This window comes from Achromobacter spanius (genome assembly GCF_039673305.1).
Taxonomy (GTDB): domain Bacteria; phylum Pseudomonadota; class Gammaproteobacteria; order Burkholderiales; family Burkholderiaceae_B; genus Achromobacter; species Achromobacter spanius_F.
On record NZ_JBDJLJ010000054.1, the window covers coordinates 1 to 21,871 of the forward strand.

21 protein-coding genes are annotated in these 21,871 nt (G+C 69.0%); 5 read left to right on the forward strand and 16 right to left on the reverse strand.

Annotation, left to right across the window (positions count from 1 at the left end):
- Positions 1–216: dihydrodipicolinate synthase family protein (locus tag ABE485_RS25835; protein ID WP_346518097.1), on the reverse strand; the 216-nt coding region annotated here is incomplete at its 3' end.
- 249 nt (positions 217–465) lie between these two features.
- Between ABE485_RS25835 and garD the strand changes: the two genes are divergently transcribed.
- The 4 genes from garD to ABE485_RS25855 all read left to right on the forward strand — a co-directional run bounded on the left by garD (position 466) and on the right by ABE485_RS25855 (position 4,675).
- The gene (garD, locus tag ABE485_RS25840) at positions 466–2,037 is read left to right on the forward strand and encodes a galactarate dehydratase (protein ID WP_346518098.1); all 1,572 of its coding nucleotides are present in this window, start codon (positions 466–468) and stop codon (positions 2,035–2,037) included.
- A gap of 61 nt (positions 2,038–2,098) precedes the next feature.
- Positions 2,099–3,148 carry an SMP-30/gluconolactonase/LRE family protein gene (locus tag ABE485_RS25845; RefSeq protein WP_346518099.1) on the forward strand — a complete coding sequence of 350 codons (1,050 nt, stop codon included), beginning with the start codon at positions 2,099–2,101 and terminating at the stop codon, positions 3,146–3,148.
- A gap of 67 nt (positions 3,149–3,215) precedes the next feature.
- Entirely contained in the window at positions 3,216–4,193 is a 978-nt protein-coding gene (locus ABE485_RS25850) for a Bug family tripartite tricarboxylate transporter substrate binding protein (protein WP_346518100.1), read from the forward strand.
- 131 nt (positions 4,194–4,324) lie between these two features.
- Positions 4,325–4,675 (forward strand): hypothetical protein, encoded by a 351-nt coding sequence (locus tag ABE485_RS25855; protein ID WP_346518101.1) that lies wholly within the window; start codon positions 4,325–4,327, stop codon positions 4,673–4,675.
- A 31-nt stretch (positions 4,676–4,706) separates the two neighbouring features.
- On the opposite strand, the gene ABE485_RS25860 is transcribed toward ABE485_RS25855, so the two are convergent.
- From ABE485_RS25860 to ABE485_RS25925, 14 genes are all read right to left on the reverse strand, one after another.
- Positions 4,707–6,206 carry an aldehyde dehydrogenase gene (locus tag ABE485_RS25860; protein ID WP_346518102.1) on the reverse strand — a complete coding sequence of 500 codons (1,500 nt, stop codon included), beginning with the start codon at positions 6,204–6,206 and terminating at the stop codon, positions 4,707–4,709.
- Positions 6,203–7,450: a Zn-dependent hydrolase gene (locus tag ABE485_RS25865; RefSeq protein WP_346518103.1), complete on the reverse strand. Its 1,248-nt coding sequence runs from the start codon at positions 7,448–7,450 to the stop codon at positions 6,203–6,205. The genes ABE485_RS25860 and ABE485_RS25865 overlap by 4 nt, the downstream gene beginning before the upstream one ends.
- A 17-nt stretch (positions 7,451–7,467) precedes the next feature.
- A complete protein-coding gene (locus ABE485_RS25870; RefSeq protein WP_346518104.1) occupies positions 7,468–9,180 on the reverse strand; it encodes a thiamine pyrophosphate-binding protein in 1,713 nt (570 codons plus the stop codon).
- Positions 9,177–10,106, reverse strand: a complete 930-nt coding sequence (locus ABE485_RS25875; protein WP_346518105.1) for an HpcH/HpaI aldolase/citrate lyase family protein — start codon at positions 10,104–10,106, stop codon at positions 9,177–9,179. The genes ABE485_RS25870 and ABE485_RS25875 overlap by 4 nt, the downstream gene beginning before the upstream one ends.
- Positions 10,103–11,386 carry a TRAP transporter large permease gene (locus ABE485_RS25880; protein ID WP_346518106.1) on the reverse strand — a complete coding sequence of 428 codons (1,284 nt, stop codon included), beginning with the start codon at positions 11,384–11,386 and terminating at the stop codon, positions 10,103–10,105. Before ABE485_RS25880 ends, ABE485_RS25875 begins: the two co-directional genes overlap by 4 nt.
- A 2-nt stretch (positions 11,387–11,388) precedes the next feature.
- On the reverse strand, positions 11,389–11,865 hold the full coding sequence (locus ABE485_RS25885; protein ID WP_346518107.1) for a TRAP transporter small permease: 477 nt from the start codon (positions 11,863–11,865) through the stop codon (positions 11,389–11,391).
- Positions 11,865–12,860, reverse strand: a complete 996-nt coding sequence (locus ABE485_RS25890; RefSeq protein ID WP_346518108.1) for a DctP family TRAP transporter solute-binding subunit — start codon at positions 12,858–12,860, stop codon at positions 11,865–11,867. The genes ABE485_RS25885 and ABE485_RS25890 overlap by 1 nt, the downstream gene beginning before the upstream one ends.
- Before the next feature lie 68 nt (positions 12,861–12,928).
- Positions 12,929–14,062, reverse strand: coding sequence for a YncE family protein (locus tag ABE485_RS25895; protein ID WP_346518109.1), 1,134 nt, complete (start codon positions 14,060–14,062; stop codon positions 12,929–12,931).
- Positions 14,059–14,871 (reverse strand): ATP-binding cassette domain-containing protein, encoded by an 813-nt coding sequence (locus tag ABE485_RS25900; RefSeq protein ID WP_346518110.1) that lies wholly within the window; start codon positions 14,869–14,871, stop codon positions 14,059–14,061. The genes ABE485_RS25895 and ABE485_RS25900 overlap by 4 nt, the downstream gene beginning before the upstream one ends.
- On the reverse strand, positions 14,868–15,866 hold the full coding sequence (locus ABE485_RS25905; RefSeq protein ID WP_346518111.1) for an ABC transporter ATP-binding protein: 999 nt from the start codon (positions 15,864–15,866) through the stop codon (positions 14,868–14,870). Before ABE485_RS25905 ends, ABE485_RS25900 begins: the two co-directional genes overlap by 4 nt.
- Before the next feature lie 4 nt (positions 15,867–15,870).
- Positions 15,871–16,740: an ABC transporter permease gene (locus tag ABE485_RS25910; protein ID WP_346518112.1), complete on the reverse strand. Its 870-nt coding sequence runs from the start codon at positions 16,738–16,740 to the stop codon at positions 15,871–15,873.
- Positions 16,737–17,654 (reverse strand): ABC transporter permease, encoded by a 918-nt coding sequence (locus ABE485_RS25915; RefSeq protein WP_346518113.1) that lies wholly within the window; start codon positions 17,652–17,654, stop codon positions 16,737–16,739. Before ABE485_RS25915 ends, ABE485_RS25910 begins: the two co-directional genes overlap by 4 nt.
- A gap of 105 nt (positions 17,655–17,759) precedes the next feature.
- Positions 17,760–19,265, reverse strand: a complete 1,506-nt coding sequence (locus ABE485_RS25920) for an ABC transporter substrate-binding protein (RefSeq protein WP_346518114.1) — start codon at positions 19,263–19,265, stop codon at positions 17,760–17,762.
- Positions 19,266–19,454: 189 nt separating this feature from the next.
- Positions 19,455–20,189 carry a FadR/GntR family transcriptional regulator gene (locus ABE485_RS25925; RefSeq protein ID WP_346518115.1) on the reverse strand — a complete coding sequence of 245 codons (735 nt, stop codon included), beginning with the start codon at positions 20,187–20,189 and terminating at the stop codon, positions 19,455–19,457.
- A gap of 287 nt (positions 20,190–20,476) precedes the next feature.
- Here ABE485_RS25925 and ABE485_RS25930 point away from each other — a divergent pair, with 287 nt between their 5' ends.
- Positions 20,477–21,073: a DUF4202 domain-containing protein gene (locus ABE485_RS25930; RefSeq protein ID WP_346518116.1), complete on the forward strand. Its 597-nt coding sequence runs from the start codon at positions 20,477–20,479 to the stop codon at positions 21,071–21,073.
- Here the strand turns inward: ABE485_RS25930 and ABE485_RS25935 are convergent.
- Entirely contained in the window at positions 21,070–21,861 is a 792-nt protein-coding gene (locus tag ABE485_RS25935; protein ID WP_346518117.1) for a ProQ/FinO family protein, read from the reverse strand. The genes ABE485_RS25930 and ABE485_RS25935 overlap by 4 nt on opposite strands.
- Positions 21,862–21,871: the final 10 nt, after the last annotated feature.

Below are 21,871 nucleotides of genomic sequence, written 5' to 3' on the forward strand. Positions count from 1 at the left end.
GGTGCGGATGACGTCGGAGTATTCCTGGGGCGCAAGCGAGAAGAACTCACCCGTGCCGCCGGCCGCGAACAGGGCGGTGGCGCCGTAGGGGGCCAGCCATTCCAGGCGGGCGGCATAGCCCTTGGCGTTGAAGTCGCCGTTCTGGTCGAAGTCGGTCACGGGGAAGGACAGCAGTCCTTCCGAAACGATGCTCTTGAGTTCCTGCGGAGTCGTCATGTTGCGCTCATCCCTAAATGGCCGTCGCAGGCGGAAAAGTGGCGCTGCGGACGGGATGCGGTGGTAAAAGGTAAGTCATCGTACAACATGAATCTTTCAGATTCAAGCGTCATTTCCCTATGAAGAAACTTGTTTACAAGGGGAAACCCGAAATTCCTTTCTGATGGCTTTCAGCGATATTCTCTTGGTTGTACGATAACGTACCGGACGCGGCCAGGGCGGCGTCCCCATCAGGCAAAAGGATTTTTCATGCAGGTTGCGGCAGAGCAGGCGCCAGTGCTTATCAAGATTCACCCCCAGGACAACGTTGCCATCGTCGCCAATGACGGCGGACTGCCGGCGGGCACGGTCCTGCCCGACGGCCTCGCGCTGGTCGATTCCGTGCCGCAAGGGCACAAGGTCGCGCTGACGGATCTGGCCGAGGGCGACGCCATCGTGCGCTACAACGTGGTCGTCGGCTATGCCGCCAAGGCGCTGGCGCGCGGCAGCTGGATCAACGAACGCGTCACCACCATGCCGTCCGCGCGCACGCTCGAAGACCTGCCGGTCTCGACCCGCATCGCGCCGCTGCCGCCCCTGGAGGGCTACACCTTCGAGGGCTACCGCAACGCCGACGGCACGGTCGGCACGCGCAACATCCTGGCCATCAGCACCACCGTGCAGTGCGTGCAGGGCGTGGTCGAACACGCGGTCGCGCGCATCCGGCGCGAACTGCTCCCGCTGTATCCCAATGTGGACGACGTGGTCGGCATCGAGCACACCTACGGCTGCGGGGTCGCCATCGACGCGCCCGGCGCGGCCATTCCCATCCGGACGCTGCACAACATCGCCCGCAACCCGAACTTCGGCGGCACGTCCATGGTGGTCAGCCTGGGCTGTGAAAAGCTGCAGCCCGAGCGCCTGCTGGCGCCGAACGCCATTCCCATCCGGGCGGGCGAGGGCATGGGCGCGACCGATGGCGTGGACACCATCGTGCTGCAGGACGAAGAAAACATCGGCTTCGAATCGATGATCGATCTGATCATGCGCACCGCCGAGCGCCACCTGCAGAAGCTGAACGCCCGCAAGCGCGAAACCTGTCCCGTGTCCGACCTGACCGTGGGCGTGCAGTGCGGCGGCAGCGATGCGTTCTCCGGCGTCACCGCCAATCCTGCCGTGGGTTTTGCCACCGACCTGCTGGTGCGCGCGGGCGGCACCGTCATGTTTTCCGAGAACACCGAAGTGCGCGACGGCATCGACCAGCTGACGGCGCGCGCCGAAACGCCCGAAGTGGCCGACGCGCTGATACGCGAAATGGCCTGGTACGACGCCTATCTGCAGCGCGGCATGGCGGACCGCAGCGCCAACACCAGCCCCGGCAACAAGAAGGGCGGCCTGTCGAACATCGTCGAAAAGGCGATGGGGTCGATCGTGAAGTCGGGCTCTTCGCCGATTCACGGCGTGCTGTCGCCGGGCGACCGTCTGACGCGCAAGGGCCTGATCTTCGCCGCCACGCCCGCCAGCGATTTCATCTGCGGCACGCTGCAGCTGGCCGCGGGCATGAACCTGCACATCTTCACCACCGGCCGCGGCACGCCCTACGGCCTGGCCCAGGTGCCGGTCATCAAGGTCGCCACGCGTTCCGCCCTGGCGCGCCGCTGGCACGACCTGATGGACGTGGACGCCGGCGTCATCGCCACCGGCCAGGCCTCGATCGAGGAAGTGGGCTGGCAACTGTTTCGCATGATGCTGGACGTGGCCAGCGGCAAGCACCAGACCTGTGCGGAAAAGCTCAAGCTGCACAACGCCCTGGCGCTGTTCAATCCGGGCCCGGTGACCTGATCGCGGCCCAAGTCAATCCGTAGCGCCATCGAAAAGAAAACCTACCGAGAGGAGACAACCGATGGAGAATGCCCCCCAAGTCCAGGCCGGCCGGCGCCGGCTGCTGGGCGCCGCGCTTGCCCTGGGACCCGCCAGCCTCGTGCAGGCGCAGTCCTTCAGCTTCACCCCGCAGCAACGCTATCCGGACCCGTCGGTCCGGATCCTGGATCCGGAGTTCGCCAAGTACCGCATCTACAGCAGCAGCGTCGAGCAGCTGGCCACGGGCTTTCGCTGGCTGGAAGGCCCGGTGTGGTTCGGCGACGGGCGCTACCTGCTGGTGTCGGACATCCCCAACGACCGCATCCTGCGCTGGGACGAAACCACCGGCGCGGTCAGCGTGTTCCGCCATCCGGCCAATTTCAGCAACGGCCTGGCGCGCGACCGTCAGGGCCGGCTGCTGGCGTGCGAACACCTGACGCGGCGCGTCACGCGCACCGAATACGACGGCAGCATCACTGTGCTGGCCGACCGCTTTGACGGCAAACGCTTCAATTCGCCCAACGACATCGTGTGCCAGCGCAACGGCGCGATCTGGTTCACGGATCCCCCGTTCGGCATCGGCGGACACTGGGAAGGCGACAAGGCCACGCCCGAACTGCCGCATTCCGTCTACCGCATCGATCCGGCCAATGGCCGCGTGACGCTGGCGCTCGGCGACCTGGCCGGCCCCAACGGCCTGTGCTTTTCGCCGGACGAGAAAGTGCTGTACGTGGTCGAGTCCCGCCATCAGCCCAACCGCGTCGTCTGGGCCTTCGACGTCGGCGCGGACGGCGCCCTGTCCGGCAAGCGCCTGCATATCGACGCGCAGGGGCCCGGCGCCATCGACGGCATCAAATGCGACGAGGCCGGCAACCTGTGGTGCGGCTGGGGCAGCAACGGCTCGCCCGACGCCCAGCCCGACGAGCTGGACGGCGTGATGGTCTTCAACCCCGCCGGCAAGCCGATTGGCCACATCCGCCTGCCGGAACGCTGCGCCAACCTGTGCTTCGGCGGCGCCAAGCGCAATCGCCTGTTCATGGCCAGCAGCCATTCGCTCTATGCCCTGTACGTGGAGACCCGCGGCGCGGCATAGGGACCCCACCGCGGCCTCATCCGGCCGCGGATCATTCAGCACACATATCAAACCGTGTGGAGACAGCATGAACCCGAGCAAGAGACAGTTCCTGGGCAGCGCCGCGGCGCTTTGCCTGACGCCGCTGGTGCCGGCATGGGCCCAATCGTCGGAATGGCCGACGCGGCCCGTGCGCATCGTCGTGCCTTACCCGCCCGGCGGCTCGTCGGACATCATCGCCCGCATCCTGGCGCCCCGGCTGGCCGACGTGCTCAAGCAGACCGTGGTGGTCGAGAACAAGCCGGGCGCCAACGGCAACCTGGGCGCGGGCCTCGTGGTGCAATCGGCGCAGGAAGGCCATACCGTGCTGCTGTGCGACGTGGGCGCGCTGGCGATCAGCCCGTCTGTCTACACCAAGCTGACCTTCGATCCGTCCAAGGACCTGCGCGCCGTCGGCATGCTGGCCTATTCGCCGCACGTGCTGGCCGTCCACCCCGACGTGCCGGCCAAGACGGTGCAGGACCTGGTCGCGCTGTCCAAGAAGCAGCGCCTGAACTTCGCCGTGACCGCCATCGGCAGCGCGCCGCACCTGGCCGCGGTGGCGGTGCAGCAGGCCACCGGCGCCCAGTGGGAGTACGTGCCGTACAAGGGCGGTTCGCAGGCGGTCACCGACACGATCGGCGGCCAGACGCAGATCATCATGAACGGCCTGCTGGCCACTCTGCCGCACATCAAGTCGGGCAAGCTGCGCGCCATCGCCATTTCCAAGAGTGAGCGCATGAAGCTGGTGCCGGACATCCCCACGATCTCCGAGCAGGGCGTGGCCGGCTTCGAGTCGGGCACGTGGCAGGGCGTGATGGCCCCGGCCACCATGACCGACCCGGTGGCCGCGCGCCTGGCCACGCTGATGGCGCAGATAGTCACCCAGCCGGACGTGGCCGCTCAGCTGAACGAGCAGGGCGCCGAGATCGTCACCAAGAACCCGGCCGAACTCTCCCAGTTCTTCAACAGCGAGCGCGCGCGCTGGGCCAAGGTGGTGGCCAGCGCCGACATCCGGCTGGATTGATCCGGGCCGTCCCCCCGCCTTGCGAGGGGCGGGGGATGGGCGCACACTGGGGTTGAAACGGCCCGAGGCGGCCGGGTCCGTCCGTTGAGTCCGGACCCGATCAAGCCGGGCGAACCCGGTGGAGCCTACCGATGAAACCCCTGATCGTCCTGGCGGCGCTGGCGGCGGCATGCAGCTGGCCCGCATTGGCGCGGGACGCGCTGCCCACGGTTCCGCAGCCGCCCGCATCCGCGCGCACCGTGCCCGATACCTGCCTGGGCACGGACTGCCCGCGCATCGTGGATCCGGGCAAGATCAACCGCGACTGCCTGGGCACGTCCTGCCCGGGCTCCCGCTATCCATCCCCGACACAGGCTGCTCCCAGACCGCAGGACCAGCCCGGCCTGAAAGGCGCACCCAAGACGTGGCTGCCGCCGATACCGCCGCGCCCGGGCCAGCCGCCCGTGGGGCCGCTGACGCCGGCGCCCGCGTTGCCGCGGTAGGTGTGCGGCCGGCATGTGCCGGCGCCGACGCTCAAACCGTCAGGCTGATCCAGGTCGTCTTCAGGTCCGAATACTTGTCCAGCGCGTGCAGCGACTTGTCGCGGCCGAATCCCGATTGCTTGACGCCGCCGAAGGGCACCGAGATGTCGCCGTCGGCGTAGCAGTTGACCCAGACCAGCCCGGCGTGCAGGCGGCGCGACAGCCGGTGGGCGCGCGACAGGTTCGCCGTCCACAGCCCCGCGCCCAGTCCGTAGACGGAGTCGTTGGCCAGGCGGATCGCGTCCTCTTCCGACGTGAAGCGCTGGGCCGCCAGCACCGGGCCGAAGATCTCCTCGCGCACCAGCGAACTGTCCTGGCTGGCGCAATCGAAGATGGTCGGTTCGATGTAGTAGCCGCCCGTCGCGCCCAGGGCCTGGCCGCCGCCCAGCCGCAGGCTGGCGCCTTCGGCCTTGCCGGCGGCGATGCGGTCCAGCACGCCGCGCATCTGGCGGTCGTCCACCATGGCGCCCATGGCGGTCGCCGGGTCCAGCGGGTCGCCCGGCTGCAGGCCCGCGGCGAACGCGGCCACCTTGTCCATGAAGGCGTCGTAGATGCCGTCCTGCACATACAGGCGCGAACCCGCGATGCAGACTTCGCCCTGGTTCGAGAAGATCGCCAGCGCGGCCGCCTGCGCGGCCCGGTCCAGGTCGGGGCAGTCGTCGAAGACGATGTGCGGCGACTTGCCGCCGCATTCCAGCCAGACGCGCTTCAGGTTCGACTGGCCGGAATACTCCATGAAGCGCTTGCCGGTGGCGGTGGACCCCGTGAACGCAATGCAATCGACATCCGGATGCCGTCCCAGCGCCTGGCCCGCGACCGCACCCAGGCCGGGAACGACGTTGAAGACGCCCGGCGGAATGCCGGCTTCGCCGGCCAGCGCGGCCAGGCGGATGGCCGACAGCGAGGCCTGTTCGGCGGGCTTGAGGATCACGCTGTTGCCCGCGGCCAGCGCCGGGGCGACCTTCCAGGCCGCCATCATCAGCGGGTAGTTCCACGGCACCACCGCGGCCACGACGCCCAGCGCTTCGCGCGTGATCGTGGCCAGGGCGTCCGGCCCGGTGGGCGCGATCTCGTCGTAGATCTTGTCGATGGCCTCGGCGTACCAGGCGTAGCAGCGGGCGGTCTCCGGCAGGTCGAAGGCCAGTGCGTCGCGGATCGGCTTGCCCATGTCCAGCGTTTCCAGAAGGGCCAGCTCTTCCTGGTGCGCCTCGATCAGGGCGGCCAGGCGCAGCAGGCGCTCCTTGCGCTGGCGCGGGGCCAGCCCGCTCCACGTGCCGGCTTCGAAGGCGCGGCGGGCGGCCTGAACCGCGCGGTCCACGTCGGCGGGCCCGCAGGCGGCCACGTCGGCCAGCTTGCGCCCGTCGATGGGGCTGGCGGCGGGGAACGTGGCGCCGTCGGCGGCGTCGCAATAGGCGCCGTCGATATAGGCCTGGCCGCCGATGGCCAGGGACGCGGCGCGGTCGCGCCAATAGGCGGCGTCGCGGGCGCTCATGCGCGGGCCCGCGCGTCGTTGGCGCGCGCGACCATGGCGTCGAGCAGCACGTTGCAGCCGGCTTCCAGGTCGGCGGGCTTGGCGTCCTCGATCTCGTTGTGGCTCACGCCGTCCTTGCAGGGCACGAAGATCATGGCGGTGGGCGTGACGCTGGCCATGTAGACGGCGTCGTGGCCGGCGCCCGTCACGATGTCCATCGCGGCCAGGCCGCGGCGGGCCGCACCGTCGCGCACCTTGCCCACCAGGTCCAGGTCGAAGGGCGTGGGCGGGAAGTACTGCACCTGCTTGACGTCCACCGTTACGCCGTGGCGTTCGGCGATGTCGGCGCAGGCGGCGAGCCAGCGCTCGTCCATGCCGGCCAGCGTGGCCTCGTCCTCGTGCCGCAGGTCGACGGTGAAGCGGACCTGGCCCGGGATGACATTGCGCGAACCGGGATGGGCGTGGATTTCGCCCACCGTGCCGCGCCCGTGGGGCTGGTTGTCGTTGGCGATGCCCACCACGGCCTGCAGCAGGAAGCTGGCGGCATAGAGCGCGTCGCGGCGGATCGGCATCGGGGTCGGGCCCGCGTGCATTTCCATGCCGGTCACGGACACGTCATACCAGCGTACGCCCAGGGATCCGGTCACCACGCCGACCACCTTGTCCTCGTGTTCCAGGATGGGGCCTTGTTCGATGTGCGCCTCGAAGTAGGCGCCCACCGGCCGGCCGCCGACCGGATCCGTACCGGCATAGCCGATGGCGGCCAGTTCGTCGGCGACCGACTTGCCGTCGTGGTCGCGCGCGGACAGGGCCACTTCCAGCGGGAATTTACCGGCAAAGACGCCCGAGCCCATCATCACGGGCAGGAAGCGCGAGCCTTCCTCGTTGGTCCAGATGGCGACCTCCAGCGGCGCTTCGGTGACGACGCCGTGGTCGTTCAGGCTGCGCATGACCTCCAGGCCCGCCAGCACGCCGTAGCAGCCGTCGAACTTGCCGCCGGTGGGCTGGGTGTCGATGTGGCTGCCGGTCATGACCGGGGGCAGGTCGTTGTCGCGGCCGGCGCGGCGCGCGAAGATATTGCCCACCTGGTCCACGCGCAGCGTCATGCCGGCCTCGCGCATCCAGCCCGTGACCAGGTCGCGGCCCTGGCCGTCCAGCGCCGTCAGCGCCAGCCGGCAGTTGCCGCCCTTGGGCGTCGCGCCGATCCGGGCCAGGTCCATCAGCGACTGCCACAGCCGCTGTCCGTTGATAGAAATCGTCGTCATGTCAAAAGTCCGTGTGTTCAATGGCCCGAGCGGGCGATGCGGGCCTGCGCGGCCTCGCGGATGCCCATGAGGGTTTCGCCGGGCGCGATGCCGTTGGCGTCGTAGCGGATCTCCAGCAGCGCGGGCAGGCTCTCGCGTTCGGCGAACGCCAGGGCGCGCTCGAAGGCCGGGCCGAAGTCGTCGGTGTTCTCGACCGCCTCGCCGTAGCCGCCGTAGCCGCGGATGATCTGCGTGAAGTCGGGGTTTTCGAAGCCGAGCGCGATGGCGCGGGCGGGGAACTCGCGTTCCTGGTGGGCGCGGATCGTGCCCCAGATGCCGTTGTTGAAGACCAGCACGACCACGCCCAGGCGGTACTGCATGGCCACGCCCAGCTCCTGCATGTTCATCTGGAAGCAGCCGTCGCCCGCATAGCAGACCGCGGCGCGCTTGCGGTCTTCGAGCTTGGCGGAAATCGCCGCCGGCAGGCCGTAGCCCATCGACCCGACGGTGGGCGTGAGGCTCGTGCCCGGGCCGGCGTAGCGCCGGTAGCGGTGCGGATACAGCGCGTAGTTGCCCGCGCCCACCGTGACGCATGCGTTCGCCGGCAGGTGCGCGTCCACGTAGGCGGCGGCCGCGTCCAGGCTCATGGGGCCGGGCGAGGGCAGCGGCGCCAGGCTGTCGACCAGTTCCTGGTGCGCGGCGCGCACCTTGTCGCCGCGCGGCGCGGCATGGCCGGGCTCAAGGCCGGCCACGGCGGCGGCAAAACTGGCCACGTCGGCCACGATGGCCTGCGTGGGCGAAAACACGCGGCCCAGTTCGGCGGCGTCCGGATACACATGGATCAGCTTCTGGCGCGGCAGCGGGCTTTCGATCAGGGTGTAGCCCTCGGTCGTGGCCTCGCCCAGCCGCGTGCCCACGGCCAGCACCAGATCGGCGTCGCGCAGGCGCTGGCGCAGCGCGGGCGTCATGGCCCAGCCGACGTGGCCGGCGGCGTTGGGGTGGCGCTGGTCGAAGCACTCCAGGCGGCGCCACGCGGTGCCCACGGGCAGCTCGAAGCGTTCGGCAAAGCCGGCGATCTGGTCGATCGCTTCCTGGCGCCAGCCGTTGCCGCCCACCAGCAGGAAGGGCCGCTCGGCCGCGTCCAGCAGTTCGGTCATGCGCGCGAGGTCGGCGGCGCCGGGGTGGCTGTGCACGCGCGGATAGCGCGGCAGGTCGGCCACGCGGGCGCGGCCCCACAGCGTGTCCTCGGGCAGCGCCAGCACCACCGGGCCGGGCCGGCCGCTGGTGGCCACGGCGAAGGCGCGCGAGATGAACTCGGGGATGCGGTCGGTGCGGTCGATCTGGGCGACCCACTTGGCCATCTGGCCGAACATCCGGCGGTAGTCGATCTCCTGGAAGGCCTCGCGCTCCATGAAGTCGTTGCCGACCTGGCCCACGAACAGGATCATCGGCGTGGAATCCTGGAACGCCGTATGCACGCCGATGCTGGCGTTGGTGGCGCCCGGTCCGCGCGTGACAAAGCAGATGCCGGGCTCGCCGGTCAGCTTGCCGTAGGCCTCGGCCATGTAGGCCGCGCCGCTTTCCTGGCGGCAGACGATCGGCTCGATCGCGTCGGTGTGCTCGTTCAGCGCGTCGATGCAGGGCAAATAGCTTTCGCCGGGAATCATGAATACGCGGCGCGCGCCATGGATGCGCAGCTGCTGCATCAGGATCTGACCGCCGTTGCGTTCGGGAATTGCTGCTGACGTCATGCGGAGTCTCCTTGTTGCGGGGCGGCCTGCGCGCGGCGCTCGGCGGCCCACTGTTCGAATTGGCGGTGGCGCGCCAGCAGGCGGCGCGCGGTGTTGTAGACGGGCGGGTCGATGCGCTCGGCGTCCTGGCGTCCGGCGCGCTGCGCCTCGAAGCGCGCCACGCAGTCCAGCGCGGCGGACACCTCGGCGGGGGCTGGGGTGAATACGGCGTGGATCACGGGGATCTGTTCAGCGACGGTGGCGCACTTGGACTTCAGGCCGATCCGGCGCGCCCAGCGCACATCGGCCTCCAGCGCGGGCAGGTCGCGGTAGTTGAAGGGGCAGTCGATCGGCGCGCAGCCGGCCGCCGTGCAGTCCACCAGGAAGCGGGCGCGCAGGTGGTGCAGCTCGACGCCGTCCTTGCCGCGCTCCGCGCCCAGGCTCGCCGTCAGGTCTTCGGCCGCCAGCAGGCAGGCCGACACCCGCGGGCTGGCGGTCAGGATCTCGTAGGCGCGGTGCACGCCCAGGGCGGATTCCAGCGTGGGCACGATCTCGGTGCCGCCGGCGGGCAGGCCCAGTTCCGCTTCGAGCGCGGTGATGGCCTGGTCCAGCGCGACGATCTGCGCGGCGCTTTCCGCATGCGGCAGGAAGATGGCGTCCGGCGCGCCGGGCATCACGCCCCGCAGGTCCGCCAGGCCATCCTCTTCCAGCTTGTTGATGCGCACGGCCGCCACCACGCCATGGGCGCGGCAGTCGGCGAACAACGCGGCGATGCGCGGGCGCGCGGCCGGGCGTTCGGCCGGCGCGGTGAACTCTTCCAGGTCGGCGACCAGGGCGTCGGCGCCGCTGGCCAGGCCAGCGGCCTGGGCCGCGGCATCCATGCCGGGCACGAACATCCAGCTGCGGCGCAGCGCCGCCGGACGGCGCAGGGAGGTAACAGGAGTCATTGCACGTGCCTCGGCAGGAACAGGACGAGTTCAGGGACAAAGGTCAGCAGCAGCATCACCGCGGTCATGGCCAGCATCATCCACGACAGCGGACGCAGCGTCTGCATCATGTTGATGCCGCCGATCTTGCAGGCCGCCATCAGGTCCACCCCCACCGGCGGCGTGTTCGCGCCGATCGCCATGTTGATCGACAGCAGGATGCCGAAGTGGACCGGATCGATGTTGTAGTGGGCCAGCACCGGCATCACGACCGGCGCGACGATGATGATGACGGGGATCGCCTCCATGAAGGTCCCCAGCAGCAGCAGCACCACGGTCAGCACCAGCAGCACGGCGACGCGGCTGTCGGTCCACTCGACCAGCAGCGTGGACAGGGCCTGCGGCACCTGCTCGGCCACCAGCACCCAGGCGAACAGCCCCGAGGCGCCGATGATCAGCAGGATGGAGGCGCTGCTTTCGCCGGTGGACTTCAGGTTGTCCCACAGCGAGCGCAGGCTCAGCGAGCGGTACCAGAAGAAGCCGATCAGCAGGGCGTAGAGGATGGCGCTGGACGCGGCCTCGGTGGCGGTGAAGATGCCGAAGCGGATGCCGCCGATGATCAGCACGGGCACCATCAGCGCCGGCAAGGCGTCGATCGCGGCGGCGCGCAGCTCTTCCCAGGAGAACGGCTGGCCGCCCGCCCAGTTGTGCTTGCGCGATTGCCAGATGGCCACGCCGATCAGCGACAACCCCAGCAGGATGCCCGGGATGATGCCGGCCATGAACAGCTTGCCCACCGACGTGTCGGTGATGGTGCCGTAGACGATCAGCACGATGCTGGGCGGGATGATGGTGGACGTGGCGCCCGCGCTGCCCACCAGGGCGCACGAGAAGCCCTTGTCGTAGCCGCTGCGCGCCATGGCCGGCAGCAGCAGGCTGCCGATGGCCACGACGTCGGCCACGCCCGAGCCGGACAGGGCCCCGAACATCAGGCAGGCCAGCACCGCGACGACGGCCAGGCCGCCCTTGATGTCGCCCACGATGGCGGCGCACAGCCGCACGATGCGCTGGGTCAGCCCGGCGCCGTTCATCAGTTGCGCGGCCAGGATGAAGAGCGGAATCGCCAGCAGGGTGAAGCTGTCCAGCCCCACCACGTACTGCTGGGCCGCCACCATCAGCGGCGCGGAATCGTAGACCGCCAGATAGGCCAGGCAGGACAGCACCAGGCCGAAGGCAATGGGCATGTCGATCAGCACCGTGATCGTGAACACGCCCATCAGAAAGAGAGCACCCGAAGACATCGTTATTCCTTTACGGCGGGGGCGGGTGAGAACAGTTGCGCAAGGTGCACCACGACGGTGACCGCGCAGGCGAACGGCAGCGCCAGGTACACCGCGCCGGCGGACACGTCGAGCGCGGGCAGGGTCTGGTCCATCGTCAGGTCGGCCAGTTGCCAGCCGGCGTAGCCCAGCGCCACCAGGCCCACGATGATCAGCACCTGGTTCAGGCGCTCGAACGCGTTGAGCACGCGCGGATTGCGCACCACGAACGGCAGCAGGCCGGCCATCAGGTGCGAACGCTCGAAGCTGCAGGCGACCCCGCCGATGAAGGCGGACCACACCAGCACCAGGCGCGGCAGCTCCTCGGCCCAGTGCGGCGTCGTGTGGGTGACGAAGCGGGAAAACACCACGTAGGTGATCAGGATCGCCAGCAAGGCCACCGCCAGGGCGGCGAAGGCCTTGCTGATGCCCGACAGGATGGCGGACAGTCGGTTGAGCATTACTTGGCCTCGCGGTACTTCTGGACCAGCGCCATCAGTTCGGGGCCGTAGGTGACCGAGTAGGTCTTCCAGACCGGCTCGACGGCGGCGGCGAAGGCGGTCTTGTCGACGTCGTTGACCTGCATGCCCTTGTCCTTGAGCTGGGCGACGAACTGCTGGTCGCCCTCGCTGATCATCTTGCGCTGGGCGTCGCGCCACTTGTCGGCGGCGGCCTGCACGACCTTCTTGTCGTCGGCGGAAATGCGGCTCCAGACCGGCTTGGAAATGATCAGGCTGGCGGGGCCCCAGACGTGGCCGGTCAGCGACAGGTATTTCTGCACTTCGAAGAAGGACGAGGTGTAGATGATCGACAGCGGGTTTTCCTGCGCGTCGAACACCTTCTGCTGCAGGGCGGAGTACAGCTCGCCGAAGGCCAGCGGCGCGGGGTTCGCGCCCAGCGCGGTGAAGGTGTCCAGGCGCATCTTGTCCGGCGTCACGCGGGTCTTCAGGCCGGCCAGGTCGGCGGGCTTGTTCACCGCGCCGCGGTTGTTGGTGACATGGCGAAAGCCGTTTTCCCACCACGAGATGATGGTCAGGTTCTTCTTGTCGGCCAGCTTGGCCAGCGCCTGCCCCAGTTCGCCGTCAAAGGCCTTGTAGGCCTGCTGGGACGTGGACCAGGTGTAGGGCAGTTCGACCACGCCGAACTTGGGCTCGATCGGCTGCAGCGAACCCGAGCCGATGATGGCGGCGCCCTGGCTGCCGATCTGCAGGCCTTCCAGCATGGTTTTTTCATTGCCGAGCTGGCCGCTGGGGAACAGCACGAAGTTGACGCGGCCGTTGGTCTTTTCCTTGACCTCGGCGGCGAAGCCTTCGGCGGCCTTGTTCCAGCTATGGCTGGGAGCCAGCACGTGGCCCAGCTTGATGTCCAGGGCGTGGGCGGAAAGCGGGGCAAGGGCGGCGCCGGCGAACAGGGCGGCGCCGAGCAGGGAAGCGAGTTTTCGGTGGGCGAAGGTCATGGCAAGGCTCCAGGATCGGAAAGTCGGAAAGGGGTGGCGGTGGAGGGGTCGGCGGGGTGCGGCCCCGCTCAATAGGATTGCCCCCGCATCGAGGCGGGGTGGCCGGGCAGCGCGATGCGCGTCCCGGTGTCGGACAGGCCGTTGTCTCCCACGGCCAGGACCTGCATGCTGGCGTCGAGGAAATTCCCGACGTACAGAAAGCGGCTGTCGGGGCTGAAGGCGACGCCCTCGGGCAGCGCGCCGACCTCGATGGCGCCTGCGCGCGTCACGCGCAGGCCGTCGATGCGCAGCAGCACGATCTGGCCGCGCGGATGATGGAACCAGGCGCTGGACGGATTGTTCGAGCCCTGCACGATGGCCACCGCCGCGTAGCGCCCGTCCGGGCTGATGGCGATGCCCTCGGGGCCGTCCTCGACCATCACGCGGTCCACCACGCGCGGCGGCGTGCTGGACAGGTCGACCACGCTGACGGAATCGGCGTGGCCGTCCGAGGCGGTGGCGCTGCCCATGTCCACGACCAGGGCCAGCGCGCCGTCGGGCGACACCACCAGGTTGAAGGGCACCAGGCCGGTGGTCAGGTCTTCGGACGGGTCATGGGAAACGCGCGGCGTCGGGCCGCTTTCATCGATATGCAGCACGCCCAGCCGGTGCGTGTCGGTCTTGACCACGAAGGCGCGCCTGCCGTCCGCCGCGAACGACACGGCGACCACCGGCGTGCCCACGTCGACCTCGCCGCACAGGTCGGCCCGGCCGCCGGCCAGGCGCAGCACCGATACCGAGCGGCCGGCCTTGTTGGCCACCAGCGCCAGCGTGCCGGCGCGGTTGATCGACAGCCCCGAAGGCTGCAGCCCGGCCTGCAGCGTCTGCACGACGGCGGGCGGCGTGGCGGCCAGGTCGATGACATGGACGTCGCGGCCAGGGGCGGGCTGCCAGCCGTCGCCATCCGCGCGGGGCAGCCACGCCATGGAATCGGCGATCAGCGCGAACCGTTGGTCGGGCGCCACCGCCAGGTTGACCGGGGGGCCGAACAGCGAGTTCGGCAGCGCCAGGGTGGCGACAAGCTGCGGCGCGGCGGGGTCGGCGTTGGCATCGAAGATGCTGAGCGTGTCGCGGCCGGGCGCCAGGAAGCGGATCTGGCCGTCGTCCCAGGTGACTTTCTCGTCGTTGCCGACCAGGAGGTAATGCGGCGTGCGCGCGCTCATGCGGCCAGCTCCTGCACTTGCGGCACGGCCAGCGTGGCGCCGATCAGCTGGCGGGTGTAGGGATGCTGGGGCGCGAAATAGACCTGGCCCGCGTCGCCGCGTTCGACCACGCGGCCGCCTTGCAGCACCACGATGTCGTCCGCGATGTGCTGCACCACGGCCAGGTTGTGGCTGATGAAGAGGTAGCCCAGGCCGCGCTCGCGCTGCAGCGCCATCAGCAGGTTCAGGATCTGCGCCTGAACCGACACGTCCAGGGCCGAGGTGGGCTCGTCGCAGATCAGCAGTTGCGGCTCCAGCATCAGGGCGCGGGCGATGGCCACGCGCTGCCGCTGCCCGCCGGAAAGTTCGCGGGGATAGCGCCCGGCAAAGGCGGGCACCAGGCCGACCGCGTCCATCATCCGGCGCACCGATGCGGCGCGTGAGGCCGCGTCGCCGATGCCGTGCACGCGTAGCGGCGCGGTCAGGATCTCGCTGATGGTGCGGCGCGGGTTCAGCGACGAATAGGGGTCCTGGAACACCATCTGGATGCGGCGGGCGCGAGCGCGCGCGGGCATGGCGGCCAGCGGCCGGCCGTCCAGCAGGGCCTGGCCCTGCGTGGGTGCCAGCAGGCCCAGCATCAGCTTGGCAATCGTGGATTTGCCGCTGCCGGATTCGCCCACCAGTCCGACGGTGCGGCCGGGAGGCACGTGCAGGTCGATGTCGTGCAGGATCCGGGGCGCCGGACGGCGCGAAAAGAGGCTGGCGCGGGCGTACTGGAACGACAGTCCCGTCAGGCTGATGCCGGCGTGGTGCGTGGCGGGCTGGCTCATGCGGGGACTCCAAGGCGCAGGGCGCCGGGTTTCACGCACAGGCAGCGGTGGCTGTCCTGCGCCCGGGCCGGGAAGGGCTGCGCGCAGCGCGGTTCGGCGACCGGGCAGCGTTCCCGGAAGGCGCAGCCGGTGATCGGGGTGTCCAGCGACGGCACGGCGCCGGAGATCGTGGGCAGGTCGGCCCGCGGCGCGGTGCGTCCGGGCTGCGGAATGCAGTTGAGCAGCATCGAGGTATACGGATGGCTGGGACGTTCCAGCACCTCGCGCACCGTGCCGCCTTCGACGATGTCGCCGGCGTACATCACGATGACGTGGTCGGCGATGCGCGCCACCAGGCCCATGTCGTGCGAAATGAACACCATGCCCAGGCCGAATTCGGCCTGGATGTCGCGCAGCAGGTCCAGCAGCTCGGCCTGCACCGTGACGTCCAGCGCCGTGGTGGGTTCGTCGGCGATCAGCAGTTCCGGGCCGCACATCAGCGCCATCGCGATCATCACGCGCTGGCGCAGTCCGCCCGACAGTTCAAACGGATACTGCCGCATGCGCTCGCCCGGATTGGCGATGCCGACGCGGCGCAGCAGATACTCGGCGCGCTCGGCGGCTTCGCGCCGGCTGACGCGCTTGTGGCGGCGGAGCACGTCGATGAGTTGCGTGCCGATGTTGAACACCGGATTGAGCGACGTCATGGGGTCCTGGAAGATCATGGCGATGCGCGCGCCGCGCAGCTGCGCCAGCGCCGCCGGCGTCAATGCGGACAGGTCCTGGCCGGCGAACTCCAGCCGCGCCACGCGGCGCCGCGCCGCGGCCGGCAGCAGGTCCAGCAGGGCCAGCGCGGTCAGCGACTTGCCGCAGCCGGATTCGCCCACGATGCACAGCGTCTTGCCGCGTTCCAGGGTGAAGTCCACGGCGCGCACCACGTGCTTGGTGTGCGTGGGGGTGTGGATGTCGATGTGCAGGTCCTGGACCCGCAGCAGCGGAGCGTGGGTGGCGGTCATCGGATCACCCCTTCTTCAGTTGGATGGCGCGCAGGCTTTCGCCGGCGCGGTTCACGCACAGCACCAGCAGGAACAGCACGACGCTGGGAATCACCACCAGCGACGGCTGGAACAGCATGTTCTCCTTGCCCTCGGCGATCATCAGGCCCAGCGACGGCATCGGCGCCGGCACGCCCAGGCCCAGGAACGACAGCGAGGCTTCGAGCGTGATCGCCATCGCGGCGTCCACCGTGCCGATGATGAGCAGGTTGCCGACCAGGTTGGGCAGGATGTCGCGCCAGATGATCTGCAGATGCGTGCAGCCCTGCAGGCGCGAGGCCGTGACGAACTCGGCATTGCGCAGTCCGGCCGCCATGGTGCGCGCGACCAGGGCATAGCGTTCCCACAGCAGCAGGCCCAGCACCAGCACCACCACGGTGAGCGAGGCGCCCACCACGGACACCACGGCCAGCGCCACCAGGATGATGGGCAGCGCCAGGCGCGCCGTGATCAGGAACGAGACGACGCGGTCCACCGCGCCGCCGAAGTAGCCGGCGGCCACGCCAAGCGTGGTGCCGATCAGGCCGCCCATCAGCGCGACCGACAGGCCGATCAGCGCCGACACGCGCACGCCGTACAGGGCGCGCGCCAGCACGTCGCGGCCGAGCTGGTCGGTGCCCAGGATGTGGTTCCAGTCGCCGCCTTCGGCCCAGACCGGCTCCTGCAGGCGCGCCAGCAGATCCTGCGAGTACGGGTCGTGGGGGATCAGGTAGGGGCCGACCAGGCCGGCCAGCACCAGCAGCACCAGCGCGGCCAGGCCCGCGTTGCGGCCGAACCGGGCCAGGCGCGCGCCGCGCGGCGCGGCGGGCAGGGGGGAGGCAAGGGTATTGCTCATGTCGCGGCTCGCACTCGGGGGTCCAGCCAACCGTTGATCAGGTCGGCGGCCAGGGTCAGGACGATGTAGATCAGGGCGAAGATCAGGATCAGCGCCTGCATCGTGGGAAAGTCGCCGCGCAGGATGGACGTCCAGGCCAGCAGCCCCGCGCCATTGATGGCGAAGACAGTTTCGATCACCACGGAACCGGCCAGCAGCGTGCCCATCTGGGCGGCCGCGAGCGACACGAGGGGACGCAGCGCGTTGCGCAAGGCGTACTTGCCCACCACGCTTGCGCCGCCCAGGCCCATGGCCCGCGCCGTGCGGATGTAGTCGGTGGCCAGCACCGACTCCATTTCGGATTTCATCAGCCGCAGCATCGCCGGCATGGCGAACAGGCCCAGCGCCACGACCGGCATCACGTAGTGCTTCCAGGTGTCGAAGCCGGAGGCGGGCAGCCACTGGTTGCGCACGCTGAAGACGATGATCAGCAGGAACGCCAGGCAGAAGGGCGGCATCGCCTGCGCGCACGCCGACAGCATCATCGTCGCCCGGTCGATCAGCGACCCCTTGCGCAGCCCCGCCAGCACGCCCAGCGGAATCGCCAGCAGCAGCGCGAACGCCATCGCGGCCAGGCCCAGCTTGGCGGTGGCGGGAAAATGCTGCGCCAGCAGCTCGGCCACGGGCCGGCTGAAGTAGAGGCTGTCGCCGAAGTCGCCGCGCACCACGCCGGCCAGCCAGCGGCCGTACTGCGTCAGGATCGGGTCGTCAAAGCCGTGGATCTGCGACAGGCGGGCGGCGTCGGCCGCGCTGCCTTCGCCGGCCAGGCGAGCCGCCGGGTTGCCGGACGCGAACACCAGCGAAAAGCTGATCAGCGATACGAACACCACCAGCAGGGCGGCGACGAACACACGGCGAAACAGGAATGCAATCATGGGTCAACCTTTGTCCTCGTGCGCGGGCGCGCAGCGCCCCGCCCGGACGCGCGCGGCGTCCGGACCGGAAGGGGCAATGCGCGCCGGCGCGGCCGGCAAGCCGGATCAGTTCCAGGCGGCCTTGTAGAAGCGCGGGAACTCGTCGCCGTCGACCGAGAAGTTCAGGTCCTTGGCCTGCACGGCGTTGAGCGAGTGGTTCCACAGCGGCACCCAGTAGGCCTGTTCGGCCACGATCTTCTGGGCTGCCGCGTAGTTCTTCGCCCGCACCTCGCGGTCGACGGTGGTGTCCGCGGTCTGCAGGTGCTTGATGACCTCGGGGTTGTGGGCCTGGTCGTCCGGGCCGCCGCGGAAGAAGTTGCTGGTGGACAGCGCGGCGTCGGCGATGCCGTACGAACCCCAGTTGGACGACAGCATGGCGATCTTGCCGTCGCGCCAGTTGGTCATGGCGGTGCCGTACTGCTGCTCGACCAGGTTCAGCTTGATGCCGGCCTGGGCCATCTGCGCGGCGGCCGCGTCCAGGATGGCGCGCGGCGGCGCGGAGATCACCAGGTCCAGCGTGACGCCGTTGGGGTAGCCGGCCTGCGCCAGCAACTGCTTCGCGCGGGCAGGGTCGAACTTGTACGTCTGCACGTCGCTGGCACAGCCGAACTGGGCCGGATTGCAGGCGGCGTTGATGACCTTGGACGCGCCCCCGACCAGCGCTTTGCGGATCGCCTCGCGGTCGATCGCGTAGTTGATGGCCTGGCGGACTTCCTGCTTGGCCAGCGGCGACTTGCCGTCGTCAAAGCGCGGATTCAGCGAGATATAGCTGATGCGCATGATGCTGCTGCTCTTGACCGTGACGGACGGCGTCTTCTCCATGCGCTTGGCCACGTCCGGCGGCACGCGCCAGATCCAGTCCAGGCCGCCCGACAGCAGCTCGGCGTATTGCGTGTTCGCGTCCGGCAGCACCCGCACGACCAGCTTCTTGACGGCCGGCTTGGGGCCGAAGTAGTCCTCGTTGCGCTCGTAGACGTAGCGGCTGCCGGGCTGGCTTTCCACCAGGCGGTAGGGGCCGGTGCCGATGGGCTTGGCGCCCATGTCGGACTGGTTGGCCTCGTAGTACTTGCGCGGGTAGATCGGCAGGTTCTCGGACAGCATTTCCAGCGCCAGCGGATACGGCGTCTTCATCTTGATGCGCACCGTGTCGTCCGAGGCCTTCTCGGCCTTGGCGATCCAGGCCACCTGGTTCTGGAAGCGCGCCTTGTAGCCGTCCGACGAGACCAGGTTCAGCGTGTACAGCACGTCGTCGATGGTCAGCAGTGAACCGTCGTGGAACTTCACGTCCTTGCGGATCGGCAGTTCGATGGTGGTGTCGTCGACGAACTTGTAGCCCGTCGCGATGGCCGGACCGAACTCGCCCGTATCCTGGTTTTTCTGCAGCAGCCCCGAAAAGACCATGCGCGCCAGCGCCAGGCCGGGACGGTCCGATTCCTTGTACGCGTCCAGCGTGGCGGGCGCCGCGTCGAAGGCGATGTTGAGGGAGTTGTCAGCCTTGTTGGCCTGGGCGGCATGGGCGCCTAGCGCCAATAGCGCCGCGCTCACTAGCTTCACGGTACGGGTCAGCTGCATGTTTTCACCTTGATATGTTTTAAGTATGTGTCGTGGACTACGGGGACTGCGGGACTGCGAATCGTTGGACAAGCCGCTCCCCTTGCCGCGGGCGGCGCCATGGGGCGCCGGCGGTGCATGCACGGTCGGTAGGGGAGGCGCCGGCGCGGTCGCGCGCCTGGCTGCCGGGGTTAGAGGGGCGTCATCAAATCATCGGATCCCGACGCTGCCGAAGTCTTCCCGCAGGCGCGCCAGGATGCCGACCAGATGGTCGTGCATGGCGTGGCGCGCGCGGATGGGATCGCGGTCGACGATGGCCGCGAGAATGCGTTCGTGTTCCTTCTGGGCTTCGATCCACACCTTGGTGGTAACGAAGTGTTCTTCCAGGCGGTGGAATACGGGGCTCAGCGTGCTGAGGTGCCAGATATGCGAAATGGCGGCCGCCAGCGCGGCGTTGCCGCAGGCCGCCCCGATCGCGCCATGGAAGGCGCGGTCGTGGATGCTGGGCGATTCGGTCAGCGACATGCCCTCGTGCGCGGCGCGGATCGCCGCGATCTGCGCGGGCGACGCCTTCTGCGCGGCCAGCGCGGCGCACTCCGGTTCGATCAGCAGGCGCGTTTCCAGCAGGTCGAAGGGGCCGATGTCGGTGGCTTCGACGCCATTGGCGTCGGCCTGCGTTTCGCGCGCTTCCCGGTATTGGCCGTCTTCGCGCGCCGGGCAGACGAAGACGCCCGTGCCCACGCGGACTTCGACGTAGCCTTCGATTTCCAGCGCGATCAGCGCTTCGCGCACCGACGCGCGGCTCACCTGCAGCTGCTCGGCCAGTTCACGCTCGGCCGGCAGCCGGCCGCCCGCGGGGAAGTCGCCCGCCTTGATGCGCGCGGCGATCTGGTCGGCAATCATGCGGTAGAGGCGGGTGGAGGCGACGGCCTGCAGAGAAGTCATTGTCGGAGCGGGTAAATGATTGGGGTGTAGAGCGTAATGGGTCTTGGGACCTTGTGTCTTGCGCGGAATCGCTTCCCGGCCGGTTTTGCCTGGGTGCCTGATGGTCCAGTGGTCAGGCCACTGGACGAAATGTACCGGAGCGGAACGGCGTTGGGAACCGGGAAACGCCGGATTTCTGCGATTTTCAGGGAAAACCACTAGCGCCGAAACCGGCCCGGTATGATGAATTCCCCGAAGCCTCAGAATCCCGGGCAGCCCCCCGCGCCGTCCTCTTGGAAGCCCTACGCATGAACGACCGCCTGCAGCAGACCCTGCGCCGCTTTGACGACTACAACGCCGCCGACCCGACGACGTTCTCATGGGAGGGCCAGACCTGTCCGCAGGAGCTGTTCCTGGCGCAAAGGCTGCACGACTGGGTCATGAAGCTGGCGCCCGACGCTTCCGAACCGCTGGTTCTGGCCTCGCGGTGCCAGCACATCGGCCGCTGGGAGATCGCGCGCAGCAGCTATCCGGAAGGACGGATCGGCTATCTGTCGTGGCGCAAGGCGCTGGCGCGGCATCACGCGCGCATCGCGCAGGACATCATCAAGGACGCCGGCTATCCCGATAGCGTGGGCGAACGCGTGGCGGCGATCCTGATGAAGCAGGGGATCAAGCAGGACCCGGACGTGCAGGTGATGGAAAACGCGCTGTGCCTGGTGTTCCTGCAATACCAGTACGAGGCCTTCCATCCCGCGCACCCGGACAAGATCGTGGAGATCCTCAGGAAGTCGCTGCTGAAGATGGACGGCGCGGGCCATCAACAGGCGCTGTCCCTGCCGTATTCGCCCGCCGGGTTGGGCTACATCAAGCAGGCGCTCGACGCGCTGGAATCAGGCCGCTAGGCGATACCGGCATCCGCGGCGCGCGCAAAAGCCCGCCGCGGGCCAGGACAGCGGTTACAGGCCCCCGGCAGGGGGGTACTGCGTTGTCGGGTTGCTGACGCGTATTCGGAATCGGTATCGGGCGCCGCCCGCGTAGTCGGCGTAGCCAGAGTAGCGTCGGCGGGCGCCGCCGGAGCGGGCGCTTCAGCGGTTGCCGGCGCGTCGGCCGCAGGCGCGGCCTGGGCCTTCTTCTCGGCGCGTGCGCGGGCGGCGTTGCGTGAAGCGTTGCGCGACGCCATGCGCTTGGCGTGGCGGGCTTCGTTGGCCGTCACGGCGCCGGAGGGTTCGCCGTTCAGGTCCACGCGCGGCGCGTCCTCGACCATGCTGGCCCAGTAGCGACGGCCGTCGCACCAGGTCTTCACGGCTTCCTTGATCTGCGCCTCGTCCAGCTGCAGGGCTTCTGCATGCTGCACCAGGTCCGCCAGCACGCCGAGCTTGAGCGGCAGCTTGGGCGCGGGGTTCTTGGGAAAAGCCTTGGGGAAGTGGCGTTGCAGCCGCGAAATCGCGACGACGACGGGATCCACGGGCGTTTCGCGCTTGTCGGCGCGCGGGGGACGCTGCCCCTTGTCGCCGCCTTGCGTGCGCTGGCCCTTGTTCTCGCCGTTCTGCGGACGCGGTCCCTTCGCGGCGCCTTGTGGGCGACGCGCCTTGTCGGCGCCCTGCGGACGCGATTCTTTCTTGGGGGTCGCCTTTTCAGGCGCCTGCTTGATCAGCAATTCCCGGATCGCGGCTAATTGTTCTAGTCCCATGTGCTACACA